Source organism: Bacillus shivajii (assembly GCF_020519665.1).
GTDB classification, from domain to species: Bacteria; Bacillota; Bacilli; order Bacillales; family Salisediminibacteriaceae; genus Bacillus_CA; species Bacillus_CA shivajii.
The window spans coordinates 1063782-1088632 of record NZ_CP084703.1 but is presented as its reverse complement, the minus strand read 5'-3'; the positions used below and the strand labels follow the sequence as shown (position 1 = coordinate 1088632).

22 protein-coding genes are annotated in these 24851 nt (G+C 37.1%); 5 read left to right on the top strand and 17 right to left on the bottom strand.

From position 1 onward, the window contains the following. Positions 1–117: 117 nt before the first annotated feature. The 8 genes from LGQ02_RS05235 to LGQ02_RS05200 form a co-directional block, all read right to left on the bottom strand. Positions 118–1023 (bottom strand): manganese catalase family protein, encoded by a 906-nt coding sequence (locus LGQ02_RS05235; protein WP_226517153.1) that lies wholly within the window; start codon positions 1021–1023, stop codon positions 118–120. Positions 1024–1408: 385 nt separating this feature from the next. Next, positions 1409–2203 (bottom strand): class I SAM-dependent DNA methyltransferase, encoded by a 795-nt coding sequence (locus LGQ02_RS05230; protein WP_226517152.1) that lies wholly within the window; start codon positions 2201–2203, stop codon positions 1409–1411. A gap of 174 nt (positions 2204–2377) precedes the next feature. Beyond that, positions 2378–3268 (bottom strand): DMT family transporter, encoded by an 891-nt coding sequence (locus LGQ02_RS05225; protein WP_226518227.1) that lies wholly within the window; start codon positions 3266–3268, stop codon positions 2378–2380. Positions 3269–3406: 138 nt separating this feature from the next. Beyond that, positions 3407–4723: a short-chain fatty acid transporter gene (locus tag LGQ02_RS05220; RefSeq protein WP_226517151.1), complete on the bottom strand. Its 1317-nt coding sequence runs from the start codon at positions 4721–4723 to the stop codon at positions 3407–3409. A 218-nt stretch (positions 4724–4941) separates the two neighbouring features. Further along, positions 4942–5490, bottom strand: a complete 549-nt coding sequence (locus tag LGQ02_RS05215) for a hypothetical protein (protein ID WP_226517150.1) — start codon at positions 5488–5490, stop codon at positions 4942–4944. Between the two features lie 57 nt (positions 5491–5547). Beyond that, a complete protein-coding gene (locus tag LGQ02_RS05210) occupies positions 5548–5718 on the bottom strand; it encodes a hypothetical protein (protein WP_226517149.1) in 171 nt (56 codons plus the stop codon). Positions 5719–5885: 167 nt separating this feature from the next. Further along, on the bottom strand, positions 5886–6200 hold the full coding sequence (locus LGQ02_RS05205; protein WP_226517148.1) for a YbjQ family protein: 315 nt from the start codon (positions 6198–6200) through the stop codon (positions 5886–5888). A 208-nt stretch (positions 6201–6408) separates the two neighbouring features. Next, on the bottom strand, positions 6409–7284 hold the full coding sequence (locus LGQ02_RS05200) for a DUF1028 domain-containing protein (RefSeq protein ID WP_226517147.1): 876 nt from the start codon (positions 7282–7284) through the stop codon (positions 6409–6411). Between the two features lie 164 nt (positions 7285–7448). Between LGQ02_RS05200 and LGQ02_RS05195 the strand changes: the two genes are divergently transcribed. After that, positions 7449–7694, top strand: a complete 246-nt coding sequence (locus LGQ02_RS05195) for a hypothetical protein (protein ID WP_226517146.1) — start codon at positions 7449–7451, stop codon at positions 7692–7694. A gap of 57 nt (positions 7695–7751) precedes the next feature. Here the strand turns inward: LGQ02_RS05195 and LGQ02_RS05190 are convergent, their stop codons facing one another. After that, positions 7752–8606 carry an N-acetylmuramoyl-L-alanine amidase gene (locus tag LGQ02_RS05190; protein WP_226517145.1) on the bottom strand — a complete coding sequence of 285 codons (855 nt, stop codon included), beginning with the start codon at positions 8604–8606 and terminating at the stop codon, positions 7752–7754. A gap of 414 nt (positions 8607–9020) precedes the next feature. Here LGQ02_RS05190 and LGQ02_RS05185 point away from each other — a divergent pair, with 414 nt between their 5' ends. Further along, positions 9021–10106, top strand: a complete 1086-nt coding sequence (locus LGQ02_RS05185) for a Delta(10) desaturase DesB (RefSeq protein WP_226517144.1) — start codon at positions 9021–9023, stop codon at positions 10104–10106. A gap of 152 nt (positions 10107–10258) precedes the next feature. On the opposite strand, the gene yhbH is transcribed toward LGQ02_RS05185, so the two are convergent. From yhbH to LGQ02_RS05170, 3 genes are all read right to left on the bottom strand, one after another. After that, the gene (yhbH, locus tag LGQ02_RS05180; RefSeq protein ID WP_226517143.1) at positions 10259–11425 is read right to left on the bottom strand and encodes a sporulation protein YhbH; all 1167 of its coding nucleotides are present in this window, start codon (positions 11423–11425) and stop codon (positions 10259–10261) included. 1583 nt (positions 11426–13008) lie between these two features. Further along, the gene (gene lepB, locus LGQ02_RS05175; RefSeq protein WP_404802383.1) at positions 13009–13602 is read right to left on the bottom strand and encodes a signal peptidase I; all 594 of its coding nucleotides are present in this window, start codon (positions 13600–13602) and stop codon (positions 13009–13011) included. Positions 13603–13823: 221 nt separating this feature from the next. Further along, the gene (locus tag LGQ02_RS05170; RefSeq protein WP_226517142.1) at positions 13824–15722 is read right to left on the bottom strand and encodes a PrkA family serine protein kinase; all 1899 of its coding nucleotides are present in this window, start codon (positions 15720–15722) and stop codon (positions 13824–13826) included. Between the two features lie 217 nt (positions 15723–15939). Between LGQ02_RS05170 and LGQ02_RS05165 the strand changes: the two genes are divergently transcribed. Next, positions 15940–17811 (top strand): transglycosylase domain-containing protein, encoded by a 1872-nt coding sequence (locus LGQ02_RS05165; protein ID WP_226517141.1) that lies wholly within the window; start codon positions 15940–15942, stop codon positions 17809–17811. Positions 17812–17852: 41 nt separating this feature from the next. On the opposite strand, the gene LGQ02_RS05160 is transcribed toward LGQ02_RS05165, so the two are convergent. Further along, entirely contained in the window at positions 17853–18410 is a 558-nt protein-coding gene (locus LGQ02_RS05160; RefSeq protein WP_226517140.1) for a DUF5366 family protein, read from the bottom strand. A gap of 70 nt (positions 18411–18480) precedes the next feature. After that, a complete protein-coding gene (locus LGQ02_RS05155) occupies positions 18481–18786 on the bottom strand; it encodes an antibiotic biosynthesis monooxygenase family protein (protein WP_226517139.1) in 306 nt (101 codons plus the stop codon). Positions 18787–19187: 401 nt separating this feature from the next. Between LGQ02_RS05155 and LGQ02_RS05150 the strand changes: the two genes are divergently transcribed. Continuing rightward, positions 19188–20450 (top strand): acyl-CoA thioesterase/bile acid-CoA:amino acid N-acyltransferase family protein, encoded by a 1263-nt coding sequence (locus LGQ02_RS05150; RefSeq protein ID WP_226517138.1) that lies wholly within the window; start codon positions 19188–19190, stop codon positions 20448–20450. 41 nt (positions 20451–20491) lie between these two features. On the opposite strand, the gene trmL is transcribed toward LGQ02_RS05150, so the two are convergent. The 3 genes from trmL to LGQ02_RS05135 form a co-directional block, all read right to left on the bottom strand. After that, entirely contained in the window at positions 20492–20965 is a 474-nt protein-coding gene (gene trmL, locus LGQ02_RS05145) for a tRNA (uridine(34)/cytosine(34)/5-carboxymethylaminomethyluridine(34)-2'-O)-methyltransferase TrmL (RefSeq protein ID WP_226517137.1), read from the bottom strand. Between the two features lie 96 nt (positions 20966–21061). Further along, the gene (locus LGQ02_RS05140) at positions 21062–21592 is read right to left on the bottom strand and encodes a hypothetical protein (RefSeq protein WP_226517136.1); all 531 of its coding nucleotides are present in this window, start codon (positions 21590–21592) and stop codon (positions 21062–21064) included. Between the two features lie 154 nt (positions 21593–21746). Further along, a complete protein-coding gene (locus LGQ02_RS05135) occupies positions 21747–22652 on the bottom strand; it encodes an amidase domain-containing protein (protein ID WP_226517135.1) in 906 nt (301 codons plus the stop codon). Positions 22653–23193: 541 nt separating this feature from the next. On the opposite strand from LGQ02_RS05135, the gene LGQ02_RS05130 reads away from it, so the two are divergent. Continuing rightward, the gene (locus LGQ02_RS05130; protein WP_226515085.1) at positions 23194–24597 is read left to right on the top strand and encodes an IS110 family RNA-guided transposase; all 1404 of its coding nucleotides are present in this window, start codon (positions 23194–23196) and stop codon (positions 24595–24597) included. Positions 24598–24851: the final 254 nt, after the last annotated feature.

Genomic DNA, 24851 nt, shown 5'->3' with positions numbered 1-24851 from the left:
ATAATACGAGTAAAAACACCGTTTTGTAATCAAAACGGTGTCGTTTTTTGTTACTTATTGATTGTTTTCGACATATAACAACGATATGAATTTTAAACACTTTTATTATTTCATAAATTAATTGTCTGAAATGCCTGCTGAACGTTGTAAACGTTTAGCAATTTCCATGAAGTCCTCTTGTGTAACTCCTGGTGCAAACTCTTCTGGTATCTCCTCTAGGTCTGGAATTGGTCCTCCTTGAGGTGTACCTTTTATAACCTCTAGTGGGCTACCATCTTCGGGGTGTGTTCCTTTCCATATTTTATTGATATCCTGGTAGTCTCTAGCACTCCATGTATACAACTTTCGGTGAACTCCTTCTGCTTCAAATTTTCTTGTTGTTTCAAAGTGTTTATTTTCTAAGCTTGGGATTGGGACCATTTTCGTGATATCTGCACCTGTAGCAACTTCAAGTGCTTTTGCGTATGCAACAACGTGCACGCCTCCCCTTACTAATAAATACCCAATCATCTCTCTAGCAACAGGATTATCCGTCATTTCATATACGCGCATTTTATGTGTTCTAGCCCCACACTCTAAGAAAAAGTTATGAAGTAAATCTAATACTAAGTTCCCGCTTGTAAAGACATTATCTCCTGTCCATGCATTTCCCATTGAATCTGCAGGTAACGCCGTTTGTGCTGACGCGATAAAATGATGACTATTTCGTTTATCTTTTGCATTTTGCATCGGTGTAATATCAGGATCTCCTGGGAATGTCGTTCCTTCAATCATTAAATTAATCGTATTAGAAACTAATTCAACATGCCCAAACTCTTCTGCAGTAATACTAGCTATCAGATCATAAAATGGTTTGAATTTCTTTTTTCTTCTAAAGTTAAAAGATTGAAACATATAATTATTTAAAGTAGACATTTCTCCATACTTTCCACCTAACAACTCCTGTACGGCTGCAGCTCCATTTGCATCAGGCGCTTTCGGTTTTGGCAATTCAATTTGCAGACGATCAATTCTTGTAATCAATGAGCTTCCCTCCATCTCAAAATATAATCGTGACAGAATGGACATAGTTGTTATAGCTAGCAGGCATTCCGTATTATGATTATGAGAGGACCAGATTGTCTTAACACTAATTAATTTTAAAGAATAATTGTATTACCGTGGAAATATGTAAGAATTTGTCGATTACTTAAAAAAGTGGTTCCCACTTTCAGGGAACCACTGAAAAAGTCAATATGTCTACCCACAAATTTCTTCGTTTTCACCTAGGGGCACAAGTGTGACAACTATTCTAGCTTCACTCCGTTTGCTTTCATAGTATCTTCTTTTTTGACGAACATCCTTTAATCAATTATTTTTCAGCGGCCTCCTTTCTTGTATAAAGCTTTGCTCTGTTGTTTTCGATCGATCAATCAATATAACTCAATTTCTTCTTACAAATAACAACCATTTCGTGCCCCTCATTAGGGTTGTTCATGTCGAAACCATTTCTAATCTCTTCAATAATAAATCCTTCTGACTCGAGCAATTCACGTATTTGTTCTTCATAATAATAAGTTAATGATATGTGCTGTGGCAATTCGAAATAACTTCCGTCATCCTTTGTAACTTTATACACTTGCTCAGCAACAAGTCGTTGCTTTGTAACATCAATCGATACACCTTTATCTGTTTTTATCACACGCTCATTTGTTTTGGAATTAAAGACCTCCCATTGTACTCTTTCTGGATATACCCACGACTCATCAAGTACCCCTTTTGGACGAAAGATATGTAAAATAAACCGTCCATGGTCATCGAGCGCACTATAAACAGATTGTAAACAACTTCTTTGATCTTTTTCTTCTTCTAATATTTGAAACGAACGAAATGGTATGACGATTAAAGGAAAAGGTGAGTGAAATGTAAAATCTGTCATTGATCCTTGAACAATGTTAGCTCTTTTTTGTTGTTCGAGAGAGCGTTTTGCTAACTTTTCATTTAAAACCTCGAGCATTGCTTCAGACCTATCTACTCCGGTCATCTGATAACCTTTAGCCACCAAATGAAGGAGAACACGTCCTGTTCCACAAGCTAGTTCTAATATAGGTCCCTTAAACTTTTCAGCCATCATTTCGTAAAAGGCGAGATCTTCTTTTACAATATTACGAGGGTCATAGTCATAATACTTTGCTGTTTGTTTATATAAATTATCTGGGATCATTTAATTCTCTCCTTTTTATCAACTTGTTTTCCGTAAAGTTAATTGCATCCTTTCTCCTCCACGAATCACCTTAATGAGCTCACGGAAGTGTAGAGAAGGATTTCATCTCCTTATTTAGTTCCTTTAATATTTTCCTTTGTATTTTGTTTTGTTACTTTATTTACTGTTGTTGTTTCAAATAGGACTTCTTTTTCCTTCTTCAATTATTTTTTTCTTTTGCTTCTCTTTGTCCCATGAAACATATAATACGAGAGAAATAATGATGATGATTCCAACCCACTCTCTCGGCACTGGGAACTGTTGAATGAGTAACATTGCCGCAATAATTCCATAAACTGGCTCAAGGGTTGTAATAATACTTGCTGTACGCACATTTACCTTCGTTAACCCTTGGATATATAAAACATGGGCACAACCTGTAAACACAATACCTAATACAATTAATAGAAAGATGTCATACATTTGCGTATTAATGAAAGACATTTGTGTGATCAAAGGTACGAGACATATCATAGCAAAGAAATTTTGATAAAAACCTATTTGTAAACTGGTTCTATGTTGCACGTACTTTCTATTAACGATTGATAATAACGCGAATGTAATAGCTGAAACGAGCCCCCAAAGCGCTCCCTGGGTCGCTTCACTACCTACACTATAGTCCGGAACAATAACGAGTACTCCAATCAAACTGATCGCTGCAAAAAGTAAGTTCTTTCTTTGAAATGATTCACGAAAAAAAATCGGTTCGAGAAAACTCGCAAAGATCGGAAACGTTGCAAATGTTATTAAACCAATCGCAACCGAAGATAATTGAATTGAATGAAAAAAACTCCACCAATGGAGAGCTAACAACCCACCAATAAATATAAAAGGAATCATCTCTTTCCTATCGGAGAGCCTTATCGTTTCTTTTCGCACGTAAAGAACTAACCATAAAAAGAGAGAAGCAAAAATAACTCTTCCAAATACAATCGCAAGCGCTGATAATGAGGTCAATGCAGCAAAAAGTCCTGAAAAGCCAAAAAGTAAAACTGCTAAGTGTATAAATAATAGCTCACGGTTCACCAACAAACGAAACACACCTTCCAAATTACAAAATTGTCGGGGACCAGGTCCCCGACAATTTTGTGAACATTTCTGTATTATTTATTCTCTTTTGCGACATTCTTTTCCTTTTCATTTATGAAAATTAATTTTCACCATTTAAAAGAATAGTAAACCAATTCCAATTACAATACTACTTAAGAAAAGAACAAACAAACAGAATCCCATAATATCACGTGCTTTTAACCCAGCTATTGCTAGTGCTGGTAATGCCCAAAATGGTTGAATCATGTTCGTCCATGCATCTCCCCAAGCAACAGCCATTGCTGTTTTTGCTGAATCTACCCCTAATTCAGCTCCAGCCGAAAGCATAATTGGTGCTTGCACTGCCCATTGTCCGCCACCAGAAGGAACAAAGAAGTTGACTATCCCAGCACTAATAAATGCAAATAATGGGAACGTAAACTCATTTGAGATGGCTACGAACCATTGTGAAAATTCGACTGCAAGCCCTGAAGCTACCATCATCCCCATAATACCTGCGTAAAATGGAAATTGTACGATAATGCCTCCAGCATTTTTTACTGCATTTGCAACACTATTTAAGAAGTTGCGTGGTGTCATATGGAAAAGGATCCCTAAGAATAAGAATATGAAATTAACAATATTTAAGTTTAAACTAAATCCATTTTGCGATAAATAGTAGGCGATGAAAACAAGCCCCATAAAACCAGTGACCATCGACAGCACTTTACTATTTTCCAACCTCTCTGCCGGTGTCTGGTTGGCTTTTTCCTTTTGCGCTTCACTTGGTGAATCTTCAAGTAATTTCGGATCAACTACTACAACATCGTCTTTATTCATCATGAACCGATTTAAAATTGGTACTGAAATAAATAAAGCGATAACGATAAATAAATTAAATGGTGCAAAAATTGTTTCACTCGTTGGAATGACACCTATCAAGTCTTCAGTAAAATGACCCTCTGTTGCAATTGTCAATGGAATCGATCCAGCAAACCCGCCGTGCCATACGATAAACCCACTATATGCACTAGCAATGAGAAGTCTGTAATCAACATTTCTAATTTGCTTTGCAAGCTCTTTAGCAAATAATGCTCCAATAACTAACCCAAAACCCCAGTTAATCCAACTTGCTGCTAGTGCGACAAGCGTTACAATGACAATGGCTTGAGCAGGTGATTTGGCAAGCTTTGCTAACTTCTGCAAAAATCCTTTAAATAGTGGACTTGAAGCTAATACATACCCAGTGACTAAAATGAGGACCATCTGCATGGCAAACGTTAATAAATCCCAAAAACCATCTCCCCAATAAGTAACCATTTCTAGTGGAGTACTTGGCGTTATCAGAAGACCGAGAGCAAAAACGACAAAAGTTAAAATAATGACAAATAGAAATGGATCTGGCAAATACCTCTGCATCAGTTTCGTCGATGCGTTTGTTAGCGCTTTCATTTTGTTTCGCTCCTTTCTTATAAAAAATCATTTTTTAATTGGCATACTTAAATGACTCTTTTATGAAGTAAATCTTTCTTACCATGCCTCCTTCTCTTGTTGGACTAGAATCTTCCGTAAGAGAAATATATGTAATATACCTAGAAAAAAGACGAGTATGGACAAAATTTCGCAATAAAAAAGGAGGCGCAACAGCACCTCCTTTTTTCCAAGATTACTTATTTTTTCACTTGTATCATAAGTGTTGCAGAATAGTTGTGATTTTTTTCTTCACCATTTTCATCTTCAGTAAAGAAATCCGTTCGTAATTCGATTTCATATTCACCTGGTGGGAAAGACTCACCTTCAAGAAAAGCTTCAATAAATTCACGGTTTTCATCTTCTTCTGAATAACTGCCTGATTTTTTATATGTTTCTTTAAACCAAACATCTCTTTCTAACGTTGTTTCTAAAAGCGGTTGGTTCATTACATAAGGAATTTCTATCCCACGGGTCGTTTCAACTATATCAAACCAAAATGGAGACATCGCATGATAAATGGTTTTTTCTTCTTCTTCACCGATGTATTTCAATTTTGCTTTCAGCACGACTTCTTCCGCTTGTTCATATACTTCCTTTTCAGAAATAAGACGAAGCAAATAGTCCCCAGCTTCTGTTTCAGATGTGATAAGCTCATTTCCTTGAACTTCGTCCTGCTCTATATTCGTACCACATGCTACTAAAGTAAAAACGAATATGATGATTAGGAATGTCCACCTCTTTATCATGTCTTAACTCCTTTCTCCATTTTGACCGTAACTTGTCTATGACCGCTCCTAATAGGATTAGCTTTTATAAGTTTCATTGTTTATATCACTTTTTATATTTTCGCTTACTGCATTGTTTTTCTGTCTTACTTCTTCATTATCCAAATGCTCTAAAATCAGTCGTAGTTTATCATTAATTAATAAAAGGACAACGGCAATGACAGCCAATAGTATGAAAATCCATGCCACTGTTTTCCCCTCCCTATTTATTCTTTACCCTTAACTGACAGAAAAAACTCGGTAAGACCGAGTTCATTCTTGTTTAATACCTTATTCTTCTCATTATACTTCTCATAAATCTTCTCTATACCACTATTACCAATTTTAATGACTAGGTTGGCTTTTTATGAAGATTACTATTTTAGCGTTACAGCTGTACCATATACTAATACTTCAGAAGAACCTGACATAATGGACGATGAAGAATATCGTATATTTACTATGGCATCTGCCCCTAATCTCTCGGCACTTTGAACCATCTCTTTTTCAGCAGCTTCTCTAGACTCACGAAACATCTCTTCATATTCTGTCATCTTTCCACCAACAATACCTCGTAAGCCACCCACAATATCTTTTCCAATGTGTTTAGCTAACACGACATTCCCAGACACAACGCCCAATGCTTTTTCAATTTCCATTCCAGGGACTGTTTCTGTATTTACGATAATCATATAAATCGCCTCACTTTTTTTTCATTACTACTAATACGGTTTGGTTAGCAATTGGTTTCACTTTTTTCTCTATAGACTCTGTCGTAGATTTTCAATAAAAAGTTTCAATCTAAAGAAAACTCGCCGATTGGCGAGCCTTTCTCTAAGTCGAGCTACTTCTTCGCTAAAATTTTATAAATTAACGTGCAAAGCAAAAAGAGCTGAAAAATCAGCTCTTCACTTTATTGGTCATGTATTTTAAGACTTGCGGATCGATTTTCTTATCTTCTCTCCAACGCTCTTCAAAGTTCTCTTGCATATAATAGGTTTTAAGTGCTTGTTTTACATCTTCATTGTATTCTTTATGGACGGAAGATAACATGCCTTCCTTTTTTAATACCGTTTGGACGTTTTCTAAAACTTCTCCGTCAATGGTTAACAACTCATTTTCATCCGGCCTTGAAAAATAAAGTTCGTGTAGATCAAATAAGCGTTTTATCTCTTTAATTGGTTCTGGGTGGTCATCTACTCTAAGATCATATTTTCGATCATTGTATCCTCCGTAACCCCCTTCTTGTTGAACAACAAAAAGGGCAGCAGATTGTTTTCCACGAGAATCACCACCCGCAGACTGTGCGGCATCTAATGCTTCAAGTAGCCTTTCTGACAACGTTCCACTCGTTTGCTCAAATGTTTCTACAAGTGCATCGACAGTTTTTTCACTAACTAAGATATTCCCTTGAGCTGTGCAATATGTACCTTGACGATGTCCTGCCCAGTCATAACAGTTTTCACCAGTATAAGCAGCACTGTTTCCATTTATATCAATAATCGCAAATTGTCTTAAGGCACGGTCTTCATCATTTTCAATCAATTTCTCAACTACTTCTTCTGGGGTAAAACCTTTTTCCAACAGCTCAAGTCCCTGTGGACCAAACGCAGTATTAGCAAACGACTGAGTTGCTACTGCTCCTACCTCAGCTTTTGCCCAAGGTACGACTGCCCCTACGCCTAAAAACTTAGATTGTACAGCTATTCCCCATTCTTTCGTTTCTGGATCAAAACCGATAATAGAAAACGTTGCAACGAACGGATCACGGTTCATAATAGACACCCCTCTTTTATCATTTGTTCTATCTTAATATTCAGAAAGGAAACCGTCAATTATTTCGAAAAATGAAATAAATACTCCCCCTTTTATTTACATTGCATAGGGAAGCCTTTAAAAGTATAATATAATCAATAATGGTCGGAAATGGAGGAGTTGCTATGGAGTTTGAATTAAAAGTAAAGAACTTAACAAAAGATGAAAAGAAAGAATATATCGTTGCTTTTACGATCATCGCGATTTCCATTATAGTTGGAATTTTCGTTGGCCAAAATGAAGAGTGGTTTAGGCCCGCAAACTTCTCTGCAGGTTATATGTCTGGCTCGTTATTAACTGGCGTTATTTTATTTTCTCTTTACCGATTTGTTGATTTTCTTATCGAAAAAATGAAAAAGAAATCTACTTAATAAAGGAGACGTCCCGAAAACTCGGTGTCTCCTTTTTTTAACGTACAAATATTCAAGTTATTCCGTTATGATATAAATATCATACCCTGTATCTCTTAATTCCTTTGCTAATTTCTCTGCATTTTCTCGATGTGTAAATGCACCGACTTGTACTTTATGAATTTTATCTGATTTCTTTGTAAGCACTTCACGTAAACGCTGATAAGTTTTTGGACCAGCAATCCCGTCGACAACTAAATTATGGCGTTTTTGAAAATTTCTAACTGCACGCTCTGTTTCTGCACCAAACTGACCATCTACCCCAAACTGTGGGAGTGATTCTCCTGCATCGATTAACGCTTGTTGTAACAGGCTTACTTCTGAACTTGAATCGCCGTTTCTCAATGTTCTACTTGGTAAATTCACAGTACGATCCCCTCCTTGCCCACCTTCAATACTCTCCAACTCTTCACGAAGTTTTGCCACATTAAATCCTGGACATGCTGTTGATTGATTCGGGTGCTCAGAGTGACCTAACACTCGATGGATAGGAACATTCACATCTTTCCTTAACTCGATGATTAAATCTTTCAAACGACTCATTTGAACAGAGGTAAACTGACCACTACCGACTAAACAGATACCAATATTCCCTGTATTTCTTCCGCCTGTATGGTAACTTGTCGTTCCAATGCTTTGAGCCCATTCAATTTCACCATTTCGCAAAATGACAAAATGATAACCTATTCCCGGCCAGCCATGGTGATTAACATGATAGTTTGCAAAAGAAGCAGCATTGCCTGTTGACGTAGCACTATGATGAACAGTAATCATCGATATTTGCTCGATTGAATGTGTATCATACTGTCTTGATGGATGTGTAGTAAGGTCATTTCTTACATCATTTATTTGGGACATTGATCGAAAGTGCATCAGATTCCCCTCCCTTATCATGATTCATTCAGTAAAGCCCTGATCTATATTTAAATACTGACTTTTATTGATAAAGTATAGGGAAATTGTTTATTTTTTTGAAAATAGATAGTTACAGAATATTTTCGCAAATGTAAAAGGGCATTAAGCCAAAAAGTAAGCTAGAAATCACTTCATTATTTTACCAGCACCTCCATACTCTATTCTTCATATACTATTGTTTAACGACATCTCCACATACGTTTACCACCTCATTTTAGTACCTGGTTATAATTCTCTATTGACTCTACAGATTCCTACATGTATCCTTATACTAATTACATGATTCTTATCATTATGAGGTGCTCGATCAACAATCAACAATCAATGATCAACGAGTATACAACTAACTTTACTTATCGAAAGGGGTTAAACATGAAAGATTTTCACTCATTTGGCTGGTATGCCTCTCGTATTTCAAAGAAAATGCCGAATTATACTTTACGTCCAGTTCCGACTAGACTATTGGGGGGATTAGCATATGCAATTGTTGTTATTAGTTCATTTTTAGCAATTGGTTTGCTCTCCCTTCATCCTGTCGTAAACTTGCTCCTATCAGTTGTTATTGGATTTAGTTTTGCTGGGCTTGGGTTTCTTGGTCATGAAATCCTTCACGGAACAGTTGTAAGAAAGCGTTGGTTAATGAATGTCCTTGGTGCTATTGCTTTTTGGCCATTAAGCACCGGACCAGAACTATGGAAAAAATGGCATAACTTAACACACCACGTACACACTCAAGATGAAGAAAAAGATCCGGATGCGTGGCCGACACTTGAGAAAATTTCAAAAATGAAAGCTTTTCGCTGGGTGTATCGTCTACCTCTTTTTGTTCGAGCAACTGCAAGCTTTGCATCTTTAACGATACAATTTACAATGCACTCGCTGAAATGTTTCTTTACGTATTTGAAAGAGTTTCACCCAACAAAGCGACCAAAGGTTTGGATACAAGCTATTGCTCCTTGGGTCACTTGGATTGGATTATTATTCATCATGGGCTTTGAAAGTTGGTTTTTTGCCTTTTTACTACCATTACTCATTGCAAACTTTATCGTAATGGCATATATTTCGACAAACCACCGTTTGAACCCATTAGTCCCAGTAAATGATCCGCTTGCAAATAGCTTGACTGTAACAGTCCCTAAGTGGGTCGATGTCTTACACTTTAATTTTTCTTATCATACGGAACATCATTTGTTCCCAGCGATGAGCCCTAAATATTACCCGATCGTGAAACAACACATTAAAGAAATGTGGCCAGATAGGTATCACGAAATGCCGATGGGAAAAGCACTTATTGCTTTATGGAAAACACCGAGAGTGTACCATGGTCATCATGACCTCATTGATCCTCAAGGCGGGAAAGTATTCGGATCACTTGGTTTTGGTTTAGATCCAGAGAATATTCAAGAAAAAACTTCATCTGAAACTAAGGAACAAGATAAAAAGCGCCGCACTCCATAATGGAGACGGCGCTCTTTTTTAAAATTTTTTCACCCTGGATCATTATCAAGCTTAGGAACGAAGAAGACACCTTCAAATACGTTATAAGCTGTGTCCACACGTTTTTCACCAATAAAAACTTGCAGATGAACACAATGTCGCTTCCGCTTTTCTTAATGAACGAGTGAATCCTCTTCTTTACGGAAAAACCATTTTAGTGACTGATAAACATCACCTTTTTCACGTAACACATAGTGCCTAAATCGTGGATCGTTAATATTTTTATAAACACTCATTAGCGTGGATGGTCGATTATATTGATTCACTTCACCGTACCCAAACATACTTGATCGTTCCATCAACATCTTTACTAATGATAAGCAGCGCTGGTTATCAGAAGTTAAATTATCACCATCAGAAAAGTGGAATGGATAAATGTTATATTGCTCTGGAGAATATTTCGAATCAATTAATTCTAATGCTTTCCTATAAACGGATGAACAGATAGTTCCCCCGCTCTCTCCCTTCATAAAGAAGTCTTCTTCTGGAACAATTTTTGCTTCTGTATGGTGCGCAATAAATTCAATATCGACCGTTTCGTATTTTGTTCTTAAAAAGCGTGTCATCCAAAAGAAGAAACTTCTAGCCATAAACTTTTCCCAACGTCCCATAGACCCTGACGTATCCATCATTGCTAAAACGACCGCTTTAGATTCTGGCTTAACCTTATCATCCCACGTTTTAAATCTTAGGTCGTCGTTATAAATTGGTGATACTCCTGGTTTCCCAGCCATCGCATTTCGTTTTAACGCTTGTAAAATCGTTTGTCGTTTATCAATATTACCCATTAAACCTTTTTTACGAATATCTGTAAATTCAATATCCTCAATGACAATATTATCTTCTTCTTTTTGCTGTAAGTTCGGTAACTCTAATTCTTTAAATAAGATACTCTCTAACTCTGCTAATGAGACTTCTGCTTCATAATAGTCTTCACCTGCTTGGTCTCCAGCCCCTTGGCCTTTTCCGGCTCCTTTATCCGGAGTGCCATCTCTTGCAACAACGTCACCAATTTCACTGTCCCCGTCTCCTTGGCCAACGTGTTTGTTTTTATCATAATTGTAACGAATTTTGTATTCATCTAATGAACGTATCGGGATTTTTACGACGTCTCCCCCATTAGACATAATAATATTCTCTTCACTAACTAGGTCGGGTAAATTCTTGTTAATTGCATCTTGAACTTTCTCTTGGTGACGCTGCTGATCTTGATGTCCTTTTCGGTGGAGGGACCAGTTCTCTTGTGAGACAACATAATTCTTACCTGCATTACTCTTCATGTGGTCTTCCCTCCTTTTTTTAATTAAACAAGCACAAATTTTTAACATTAGCATACATTAACGATGACGACATGTTACTGACTAAATTGAATCGTTCCAAGCTAAGTTTTGGTTTCTGCTATTCTTTCATAAATGCGGAAACCCTCCTGTCAAAACACATTAATCCTTTACTACGGTACAGATGTGAAAAATATAAGAATAGCTTACTTTATCCTATGCAAAGAGTCCTTCGAGTTGACAAAAAAATCTGATAAATATACAAGCTTTCTTATGAATTTTCAAGTTTTCTATCGGACAAGCTAGATTATAAAAGTTACATAGAGAAAAAGGGAGGTTCGTCTCTTATTTCAAGAGAAAAATAAACGAATAACTTATTAAAACCAGACTAATCGTAAGCAGGATGGAACTTTCACTTACAAAAAAGCTTGTATCTTTTAATTACACAGAAATTACCACTCTCAATTGGAAAGCCTTTGATGGAATGAATTTTGCTCCGTTCTCTGAACAGTAAAATGAAGTAGTAAGGAACCACTCAATAACTTATATAAAAACGGCTACTTTGAACAAGTGAGCATATATTTGAATTAATTTCATAACTCAAAATATGATGCCAAATTCCGAATGATGAGCGTGAACTTCACTTCAGACGGACGCTTTCCCGAGGGCTTGTCTTCAGCTAACTTAGGTTCGATTACTCTTCGCCTAAGTGGATCTCAGCTCGTTGCTCCTGCGGTTACTCGTCGCAGATAAACAGTGTTCCTGCGATTACTAGATAAACAGTGCTCCTGCGGTTACTCGTCCCAGATAAACAGTGTTCCTGCGATTACTCGTCACAGACTCCGTGCCTCTTCCTCTTCAAGCTCTTCTTGGAAGTGGATGCGTCGAGGCAGCTCGAAGAATATTCGGTGAAGCAAATGCTCGTTGCTCCTGCGATTACTCGTCACAGACTCCGTGCCTCTTCCTCTTCAAGCTCTTCTTGGAAGTGGATGCGTCGAGGCAGCTCGAAGAATATTCGGTGAAGCAAATGCTCGTTGCTCCTGCGGTTACTCGTCGCAGACTCCGTGCCTCTTCCTCTTCAAGCTCTTCTTGGAAGTGGATGCGTCGAGGCAGCTCGAAGAATATTCGGTGAAGCAAATGCTCGTTGCTCCTGCGATTACTCGTCACAGACTCCGTGCCTCTTCCTCTTCAAGCTCTTCTTGGAAGTGGATGCGTCGAGGCAGCTCGAAGAATATTCGGTGAAGCAAATGCTCGTTGCTCCTGCGGTTACTCGTCGCAGCTCGAAGCAGTTCGAAGAAGTATTGCTCGTCGCTGATCCTCTGGGAGTCGCCGCCTTTCGTTACGATCACTTATAAACAAAACTTGGCTTTTCGCCAATTTTTAATGGCGAAAGTCTTAGTTGCAGTTATACTATCGACCATAAATTTATAAATTCTGATAGTAAAAATAAAACATACATTTAATGATAAATTTATAATATCAGTCGTTTCATTGTGCAAAAAACGGAATGATGAAATTGATTCAATTGAAAAAAAGCACCTTTATAAGATGCTTTTTTTACTCGAGCTTTCCTATCATCATTATCCTCAAAAAAGCCGGAAACCTTTTATGGGCCAATAAGCTAAATTCGCTTTTCCAACAATATCATCCATTTTCACCAGTCCAATTTGACGACTGTCTATACTATTTTGACGATTATCTCCTAATACAAATACGTACCCTTCGGGAACAGTACTGTACTCAGTTACCTCTTCAAGAGTAAAATCATTTGTGAATATACCGTCATGATGATCTTCTTTGATTTGTATTAAATACTCCTCTTCATACGACTTTCCATTAATATAAAGGGTATCATCCTTAAATGAAATATGATCTCCTGGTAATCCGATAATCCTTTTAATATAGTCTGTATCTTCTGTAGCATGGAAGATAATTAAATCGAATCTGTCTGGGGTATGAATCTCGTAACCTATTTTATTGACAATAATTCGTTCACCATCATTGATTGTCGGCATCATCGATTGTCCATAAACAATATAATTTGTAAAGAAAAAACCGCGAATAACCATCACAATGATGACAATGATAATGGTTGTTTTAATCCACCCTACCATCTCTTTTTTCCAAAAACCTCTATTTATCGAACGCTCAACATGCACTGCTTGTTCCTCATTATTCATTTGTTTCTCCTCCGTCTTAATCACGCAGTTATTATTATTAAAATATTTCCATTTAACAGACGAATTAAACGGTTTAAGAAAAAGTATTACAATGATCTAATCATGTTATGTTTATATGTATTATATTTTTTGTGAATATATGAAACATAAGATGAGCGCAAAGCCCTAAAGTGTAAAAAAAAGAGAATGACTCATTATGAGGTCATCCTCTCCATACCTATTTATCTGTTTAGTAAGCTTCCAACATACTTTAATAAATCGTTCGCTGACACTGAATTGTAGCCATGCTCATCAATAAGTCTAGCAATGACTTCATTGATTTTCTTCAACTGATTTTCATCAGGCGTTTTTGTCGACGTCGTGATTTTCACGACATCTTTTAAATCAGCAAATAATTTCTTTTGAATAGCTTCTCGTAGACGCTCGTGGGAATTGTAATCAAATTTCTTCCCTTTTCTCGCATAGGCAGAAATTCGAATCAAGATTTCTTCACGGAATGCTTTTTTCGCATTTTCAGAGATACCGATTTGTTCTTCAATTGAGCGCATCAGCTTTTCATCTGGGTTCATTTCTTCACCTGTTAGCGGATCACGGATTTTATTTTTATTACAATACGCTTCGACGTTATCTAAATAGTTATCCATGAGTGTTTTCGCTGATTCTTCATACGAATAAACAAATGCTTTTTGAACTTCTTTTTTCGCAATTTCATCATATTCTTTTCGAGCGATTGAAATGAAGTTCAAGTACCGTTCACGGTCTTCTTTAGAAATCGACGCATGTTGGTCTAGCCCATCTTTAATTGATCGTAATACATCTAATGCATTGATCGATGTGAGTTCTTTACGAATAATTGCTGAAGAAATTCGGTTAATGACATATCTCGGGTCAATGCCGTCCATTCCTTCGTCAGGGAATTCCTTCTTTAGTTCTTCAACATCCTGTGTATTGAATCCTTCTACACTTTGGCCATCATATAGCTTTAATTTTTTCAAAATATCAACGCTATTTTTCTTTGAATCTTTTAAACGAGTGAGTACTGTAAAAATAGCAGCGATCTTTAACGCATGAGGGGCGATATGAACATCACCTATATCACTTTCTTTAACCATTTTGTTATAGATTCGTTCTTCCTCACTCACTTTTAAGTTATATGGTACAGGCATAACAATAATTCGCGAGTGTAATGCCTCGTTTTTCTTATTAGATATAAACGATTTATATTCTGCTTCGTTTGTATGTGCGACAATCATTTCATCAGCTGAAATAAGCGCGAACCTTCCCGCTTTAAAGTTTCCTTCTTGGGTTAATGAAAGAAGGTGCCACAAGAATTTCTCATCGCATTTTAGCATCTCCTGGAATTCCATTAATCCTCGGTTTGCTTTATTTAATTCCCCATCAAAGCGGTACGCTCTTGGGTCCGATTCCGATCCATATTCAGCGATCGTTGAAAAGTCAATACTCCCGGTTAAATCGGCAATATCTTGTGATTTTGGATCTGATGGACTGAATGTCCCTACACCTACTCGGCGATCTTCAGATAAGAAAATCCGTTCAACCATTACATCTTCGATCCTACCACCATATTCTTTCTCTAACCTCATCATATTAAGTGGAGATAAATTTCCTTCAATTCGGACTCCAAACTCATCAAAAAATTCATCTCTCATATGATGAGGAATCAAATGTAAAGGATCCTCATGCATCGGACATCCTTTAATCGCATAAACCGCACCTCGATCAGTTCGAGAGTACTTCTCTAAACCTCTCTTTAGCATTGTCACAATTGTCGACTTACCACCACTTACAGGACCCATTAATAATAAGATTCTCTTTTTAACATCTAGTCTTCTTGCTGCTGAGTGGAAATACTCCTCCACTAAACGCTCCATCGAATCTTCTAATCCATAAATTTGATCATCAAAAAACTTATACCTTTTCTTTCCATTCGGCTCTTCTTCTACTCCCGCGTCTTTAATCATGTTATAAATACGGGAGTGAGCAGTTTGTGCCACTTCCGGTCGCTCACGCAAAATTTCCAAGTATTCCGAGAATGTCCCTTCCCACTTCAGCTTTTCCTCTTCTTCTCTGTGGCGTTGAATATTATTTAATATGTTCATATGCTCCTCCTCTCAACACCAAACGTTCTAGTAAGACATCCATGTTCCATCATATGCACTTGCCTAGAAGAAGATTCGACTGCATTTCAACAGATTTTCTCTTTCAGCAAGAGACGTACAACATACATATGCAAGCTCCCATTAAAATAGAAATAACACTTTCTTCCTCCATGTTATTTCAGTAAAATGAAAGTGACGATCAAGGAGATGGCACAACATGCGAAAATTATTTGGAAGTCTAATCATAATGGTGTTAATTACTATATTTTCAGGTTTATTATTCGTCACAGCTGAAGAGGTCCAACAAGCTGAATCTTTTCATAGCTTTTTAGATCGTGAAGTAAAACTTGAAAGTGCAGCATTATCAGAGAACAGTATGATTTATGACCGAAATGGTAAGATCATTTCAGAAATATTCAATGACGAAAATCGTATATACTTACCTTTTGAAGATATCCCTCAAGTTGTCATCGATGCCTTATTAGCTGCCGAAGACCAGTCTTTTTATGATCACCAAGGCTTCGATGTACAAGGAATTACGAGGGCACTGCTTATCAATTTAAATAACCAATCAATTCAGCAAGGCGGAAGCACAGTTACTCAACAGTTAGTGCGCAACCTTTATTTAACGAAAGAGCAAACTTATGAAAGGAAGTTAACGGAACTCCTGTATGCTTATCAGTTAGAGAGGCGCTTATCAAAAGAAGAAATTATTGAACTCTATGTAAATGCCATTTACTTTCAAAATGGTGCATACGGAATTGAGGCGGCTGCTCAACTTTATTTTGATAAACAAGCAAGTGACTTAACTTTAAGTGAAGCAGCTTTTCTATGCTCGATTCCTAATCGCCCTCAGTTATATGATCCATTTGTAAATATTGAGCAAACCAACGAAAGAAAGCAATGGATATTAACAAAAATGTTAGAGGTTCATGTCATTGATGATAAACAATATGAAGAGGCACTACATGAAGAAGTTGAGTTGTCTCCTCGCAGTCGTATTGATTTATACCCGGATTATGTTACATATGTGCATGAAGAATTTAAGCAACTTGTAGCTAAGGAAGATGGATATCAATCAAAAATAAACAATGCAAGTTCTGAAAAAGAAAAGGGAAAAATTAGAGATGAACTTAACGAGCACATCAATGACCTTTTTAAGAAAGGGCTCCGTATTGAGACAACTCTTGATCCTGACATGCAACGAGAAACGGTTAATGAGGTGAATAGCTTTTTAGGTACCGGTGACCTCCAAGGAGCTGTTACAACCATTAACCATCAAGAAAACGAGATCGTCGCAATAACAGGTGGTAAAAACTATCGGAAATTTGATTTCCATAGAAGCTTTCAAGCTTTTCGTCAACCAGGATCAGCGATAAAGCCACTACTTGTTTTCGCTCCATATATGGAATATACAAATGCAAACGGGCAATCACCCATTGATGCCTCTCCATTTTCTAAAGGGAGTTATTCACCTCGTAATTTCGGTGGAGCAGTATATGGGAGAGTATCGTTACAAGATGCTTTTAAACATTCTTACAATACAGCTGCAGTAAGGATGCTTTATACAATCGGCGTTGAATCAGGTTTTTCTCATTTGGAACCTTTTGCTTTTTCCAAAGTCACAAACGACGATTATGTTCTTCCAGCTGCATTAGGCGGCTTCAAATACGGGTTATCTGTTTTAGAAATGACGAAAGCCTACACGACGTTTTCAACAAATGGTCTGTATCATTCACCAAAGGCGATCCGTCAAGTAACAGATAAAGAAGGCAAAGTGTTGTACGAGTGGAACAACGATGAGAAGCAAGTGTGGAGCACTCACACTGCGCAGCGAATAAAAGATATGATGAATCTCGTTGTTACAGAAGGGACCGGCAGGCACGCAAATTTTTCAACAGGCAATTACATCGGTGGGAAAACAGGGACGACAAACGATTTTCACGACCTTTGGTTTATCGGTGCAACAGACACATATACAACTGGATTGTGGCTTGGAACAGATGCTAATTCGTCCATTCGCTATGCTAGTGAACGTAACTACCATACTCGGTTATGGAGGCAAGTGATGGAGAATATTGAGCGTTAAATATATTAAGAAAAAGCAGAGGTTACAAAGTCCTCTGCTTTTTATATAGGCAAACTTGCTAATATACTATTATAAAGTTTTACTAATGCATAAATAACAGCTACAACAAACGTAAACCAGAAAAAAATAAGAAAAAATATCATACCCGTTAAAGCTGTTGCCGATAATGACTCACTTCCCCTATATACAAAGAAAATGAAATACACAAGACATGTAGCAATAAACACAATGAGGATGATATAGATGTGAAAGACACCAAATACCGATAATATCCCTCCAATAAGAAAAATCCACGCTCCTCCACGAATTTCTCTTAACCTCACACCTTCTTTATCATTTGAAAAGAATAAAAGTGATAATTCATTGACTGTGTCAGCAATGAGCTTTAGTGCTGAAAAAAGCATGAAGAAAAACAGCCATAGTAAAAATAAAATAGCAAGGTGAATGCCTCGTTCTGAAAAAAACTCAACCATCCCGCTATATAAACCGATGTTATGTAAATATTGTATAATCACCCGTTCTGTATAAATCGCAAACGAAAGACTAAATAAAACAATTGAAATAAAAGGAAAGTGACTCGTTAAATACGTATTCTTCATACATCGTTCCCCTAAAATAACTCAAATTGAAAACCGAGTGCTTATCTCCACTCGGTTTTCATACTTACCATTATAAATGATGCGGAACGTGATAACTATATATTTTATTTCCGCTCGTTGGGCTCTTATCTAAATTCGCACGACGTTCTTTATGTGCATCTTTAAATGCTTGACTGTTTGTCCAATCTTCAAACGCTTCTTTAGATTCCCATTTGGTCACGACAATTTGGTAGTTATCATCGTCTTCAGGGTTTAAAAACATAAAGTCTAAACACCCAGGAACCTTTTTCATTTTTTCTCCACTTTCACTAAAACGATTTGTTACATGTTCGCGCCCTTCTTTCGGGACGTGTAATTCATTAAATACTACATACATAATGCACTCCTCCTTTTATAATATTTATTATACAAGATGGAAAATGTAATCTAAAGGAAGCAGATCAAGGTGTAGAAAAGCGTTCACAGTTTAAAAAAACTTTCATGAAGTCACCTTCCCTTCTTTTATAAAAAGTGGTATATTGATTTGTAGAGAATATTAAAGGGGGCATACATATGGGTCTCTTGTTAATTTTAGGAGTTTGTGTAGCATTTTTAGCTGCAATCTTAACAGCAGGATACAACGATAACCCTAACCGCAATTAATAAGTAAAAGCTGCTAATCCAACAGAAGGATCGGCAGCTTTTTTCATTTCTTTAACCATTGTCCAAATTGATAGGCGTAAAGTTGTCTCCCACTGAATAGAGTGATATAGAAAAACTATTGAGGTGGGATCAAAGATGACTTGCTTTCTATACCCGGATATTGGACGTGTTGATGAACCATTACAGCTCCATATGAATGGACTAGTCCCAAACGAAAAAGTAACACTTACATTAACGTATGATCATCGTCTAACAGGCATTTGGCGTGCCGAATGTGAATGTTTCGCTGATGAAGATGGTAGGTTACATTTAAATAATGAAGAAGGGATTAAAAACAACCCTCTCGTTCGTTTAATGTGGGAACTCGAACCGAAAGAAGGAAACCGGTCACCATTCCTTCCTCACGACATGACATCACCAATGGAATTTCAGGTTGAAGTTCAAACAGAAGAAAGTAAAAAACATATCTCTAAAACTGTACAACGACTTTTTAAAGAAGATGAAGTCCTTACAAAACAAGTAAAAAATCACAATGTAAATGGAACCTTATATTACATTGATCATGAAAAAGATATGCCTCTAATTATCGTCTTAGGCACAACAAATGAACTGTCTTCTAAATATATTGCAGCTTTACTAGCTTCACAAGGTTATGCTGCGTTAAGTTTATCCTATTCACTTGGAGTTAAAAAGCAAGCAGTTCCGGTTGAATCTATTCAATATGCAATAGATGCCGTTAAAAACCTTGCACCTGTAAATATTAATCAAGTTGTTTTGTTTGGTCACTCTAAATGGGCAGAACTCGCGCTACTAACTGCTTCTAAGAATAAATCAATAAATGGTGTAATTGCCTACTCGCCACCTAGTCATGTTTTTCACGGTAAAAAAAATGACATTCACTGGACAGAAAATCGTGAGCCACTTCCTGCTGTGACAGATATTTCATGGTACCAATCCATACTCGTTTTTTTGAAAAACAAAGTAAGAAATGAAAAGGTGTCACAATTTAGCAATTATGAGCAAAAGTTAAGTCAATACAAGAATAAACAAATGGGAGATGCTGATTTAGAAGTTGAGAATATTGAAGGTCCCGTTTTACTCGTAAGTGGAGGAAGAGATACACATTGGCCTTCTGAAAAAATGTGTGAACAGCTTGTTGAAAGGTTCGAAGAAAATAAGTTTCATGATGGAATAAGGCACCTAACTTATTCAATGTCAGGCCATACGTTTAACCTTCCTTACCTTCCTTCTGTTCTTTTTTCACCAGAAAAGCATGGAGGTTCAAAAGAGGATAATGCTGTTTGTGGTGCAGATGCTTGGGGTGAAACACTCGCCTTTTTGAAAAAGCATTTCCCTCCAGTAACTATTGAAAAAGAGACAATTCAGCTTCAATTCTAAGTAAAAAAGACAGTCCCAATAGTCTACCGGGACTGTCCTTTTTATTTTAAAGTTGGAAACGACTGTTGCCTTAAAGCTTCGTAGATTACAATCGCTGCTGTATTCGATAAATTCAATGAACGAATTTTATCCGTTTGCGGGATTCGAAAGCATTTGTCTTGATTTTTTTCTGTTAAAGACGCAGGAAGACCCTTTGTTTCTTTTCCAAAAACAAAGAAATAATCTTTTTCTGGGTTTGTGTAATCAAATTCATGATAGTGTTTTTCCCCTATTGTTTCGATGTAAAAGAATTCTCCATTTGGATATTTCTCAAACAAATCTTCAACCGAGTCATGATGATGGATGTTAACATCCGGCCAGTAATCGCACCCAGCTCTTTTTAGCATGCGATCATCTGTGGAAAATCCTAACGGATGAATTAGATGTAAGGATGTATTAGTACCAACACAAGTTCTCGCAACATTTCCTGTATTTGCAGGGATCTCGGGTTCATGTAATACGATGTGCAACCCCATTTTTCTTCACCTCAATATGAACGTGCAGTTATTATTTGTCGCTATTCACCAAACGTTATCATACCATGACCTGATACCAAAAGAAAGAAGGCTCCTCTAAGAAGAGACTTCTAACACCTCTATAAATGAGATCACATCATAAACCGATGTTCCTCTACCTATCACTTGATAAAATGGTACGTTCTCTGATGAACCAAGTAAATCTTCTTTTTGTACAAATGTAAATTGAATGGTATCGTTTGGCTCAGGTATCATCATCATTTCGCCAACATAATGAGAAATTTCACGAATTTCTATTTCTCCACTCTCTTCTATTACTGTTTCTCCAAATAATAAGAAATCACGCAATGTGTGAATATTTAAGCCTTGGATATTTTGGTCTTGAATGAGTTCAATTCGGTTTTCATCTTCATCAATATAACTTGTTACAAATAAATTGTCTTCGTAAACACTATCATCTAATGTCCAACCTTCTAAAGTTTCTACGGGTTGTAATAGCGGGAAAGAAAGCTTATTATTCGCTTGTTGAAATGTTATATCTTCAGAGTAACAAGCAGTAATTACAATGAGGACGAGCGTTACCATAGAAACCAAGAATAAAACTAACAAATTTTTACGTTTCTTCATAAAAACACCATGGCTTTCTTTTTATTTCATATATTACAAATTTTTTTAGCTTCATTACATAAATCTCCAAAATTAAGTACCACTTTAGGATACTATAAATAATAATGGCTATCAAACGAAGTTGTTAGTAATGAATCTTTCGTTATTTACTTAGTCAAGAATTGCGGTCAATAATGTTGAAAAACTTGTATTGTATCTGTGGAGTCCATGCTGTCGAGTCTTCATATGCCCAATATCTCATTCTACTGTTTGTTGTATGTGCATTTACTAAAGGCATCCCGTCTGCATCATGGGCAACCACGATCGTTGTATGTTGCCAGCGACCATTGCCATTAAAGTCATAGCATATGACATCACCTTTCATTAATTGCTCAGGTGAAGCAACTTCACGTGCTTGTAATCCGGAGTTGTCGCCACTCAAATACCATCTCAATGAATGAGCAACTGTCCAACTGAAGCTCCAATTATTATTTTGGTACCACCAGCCCTTTGACCGATTAGGTACTCCTGTTTTTGGAGCTCCACCTGCTCGCATACATTGGGAGACGTAATTTGTACAGTCATCTTCAAATTTACGATATTCAGGATTATAATCGTTCCACCAGCGCTCTGCATATTTAACTACCGCCAATCGATCGTAATGATAATTTGGACGTTGACGTAACGATCGGCTGTCAAATGTTCTTATTTCATCTTCTGGTGGCAGATACAAGCCATCATGATTAACTAAATAATCATCAATCATCTCACCATCTTCAAAGATTGCTCTCCGATGTTGTAATTGTTCCTCCAAGTACATGTATTCTCTCTGTTTAACCACATGCTGTAATACGATTAAATAATCAATTAATGTTCTCGATAAGTATGAATGTTCACTTATTACTTGCCCATCAACAATATTCTTAACGATCTCGGCTTTTCTTTCTTTCATCTGTTTTTGTTTTCTTTGTAGTGCATGGGACTCGTCAGTTCTTAAATATAAAAGATCCCCATCATCTTTGACATAACACTCATGACATTTTTGAATATATGGCTTCAATAATTCTAACGGTGATGTCATTTCATTTGCCTCCCCTCATTTGATCATATTCAATCAACAGGGGAATACATTCATAAAACTAATAAGAAGTACCATCACCTAATGACCACAATTCTCCAGGTACCAGGCACATGGAAAATTGTGGGTGTTTGTGTTTGTGAATATAACTCACCTGAAAGGAGGAAAGTCTTATCTGACAATAAAGAAAACTCGCCGATTGGCGAGCCTTGGGCGAAGACAGAGGCGTTAGTTGCGACGAGCTTTACTTCTTGATTAAGCTTCGAGCTGCGACGAGTAACCGCAGGAGCCAACGCACAGGACGTGCTAGCACCGGTGTTGCGATAGGACATCGCGTTTTTAGCCGGTGAACTTATACTTAGTTCTTTAAAATTTTCTCTACGTCGATCTACTTCTTCGCTAAAATTTTAAAATTCTGGTGTATGAAATAATGTAATTACCAATAAAAAACATAAAAAATCCCCAGCGACTTCAAGTAAGATTAAAGTACCTGACAAGGAACTCAATCTCATCACCCACTCACAAAAATGGAGGTTGAAGTCATATGGGGACTAGTAAAAGTTATCATATTCAAGGCAAAAAAGGAAGTTTATTTCGAGATCAATTGAGAGGAGTGGACTTAGAAAAAGTACTCATCGTCTCTATTGATGCAGCGAAACTTCATCAAAAGGCCTTGATATGCAACTACTTTGGCGATGTTATTGAGAAACCATTTTTCTTTTCTGTCAATACAGATGGAATATCTTACTTATGTTCAAAGATTAATAATGCGATTACGAACAATGACGCTCAAAGAATTTTCCTTGGTGTTGAAGCTACTGGACATTACTATGAGGATATTGTCCGTGAGCTTGGCTATAAAGGATTTGGTGTTAAAATATTCAATGCTTATACTACCTTCGAGGAGCGTGCTAGCGCACTGAATTGGTGTAAGACAGATGATATAGACCTCGTAGCCCTTGCCCACTGTATTAAGAATAATAAAGGCACTGAATTTACTTTGGCAGAAGGTATCCAGCGTCAACTTCTTACCTTCACAAGAGTGAGGAGACAAGAAATCAGAAAGCGCTCTTCTCTTCAAATGGAGATCCGGGTGTTAATGGATCACATTTGGCGTGAATTTCAAGGCTATGCCGTCCAAGAAGGAAACAAACGGAAAAAAGTTAAAGTTTTTAGCGACTTTTGGGGGAAGTCTTCCCTCTTCTTCATGAGTCATTTTCCACATCCTTCTTATATCCTTGAGCTAGGAGAAGTAGGGCTTCTAAGGCTTTCTAAGGAACACAATTTGAAATTGCGTAAGAGTACAATTGAAAAGCTCTTGTATGTGGCAAACCAGGCCCTTTCTCGCTCGCTTGCAGAGCTTAGACCAGAACTAGTTGTACTTAAAACTAAGCTGGAAGATCTAGAAAGGGTAAACAAAAATATCCGTTCATTTGGACAAGAGATTGAAACACTCCTTCTTCAAACGGAGGGCAAGCTCCTTCTGTCTACTCGTGGTATCGGCGTGGTCACCGCTGCAGAACTTTATAGCGAAATAGGTGATATTTCTCAATACGAGAACCCTGGACAAATCATTAAAAAAGCTGGAACTAATCCTATCATGAAACAATCAGGTGGTGGAAAAGGGTATTTTGGGCGCATTTCGAAGCAAGGAAATCCTCACCTTCGTTATATCATTTATAACCTTGGTCGTTGCCTATCTATGCACAATAAAGATCTACAACCATTTGTAGCGAGATTAAAAGAAAAAGGAAAACACGCTCGTAAAGTTTTTATTGCCTTAGGGAACAAGTTTATTAAAATTGCCTTTGCGATGCTTCGTGATAAAAGGCCATTTATTTCGAAAGTAACACCATATGAAATCTTAGAAGAAATCAATAAAAAACTATCATACAACTGTCTGATAAGTACAACTAACACAAGTCATAAAACTTTATCAGCTGCATAATTAAAAAACAAATAAAGTTACCACTGCTTCTGAGGTCGAGGTGAGATCGGATCAAAATTCTAGAGGCATTCAGACCTCGAAGTTAAGCAATATCCACCTCGTCCTGTAAATGCGAATTGTACGTTAATGAAATCAAAAGATTGTACTTATGCCAGAATGCATCCCTACAGTATTGAACACGAGGATAACGACTTCAGACTTGAGAAGTAGTGGTTAACTTTCATAGGGTTCTTTGTCAGTCGCTTTCTTATTAC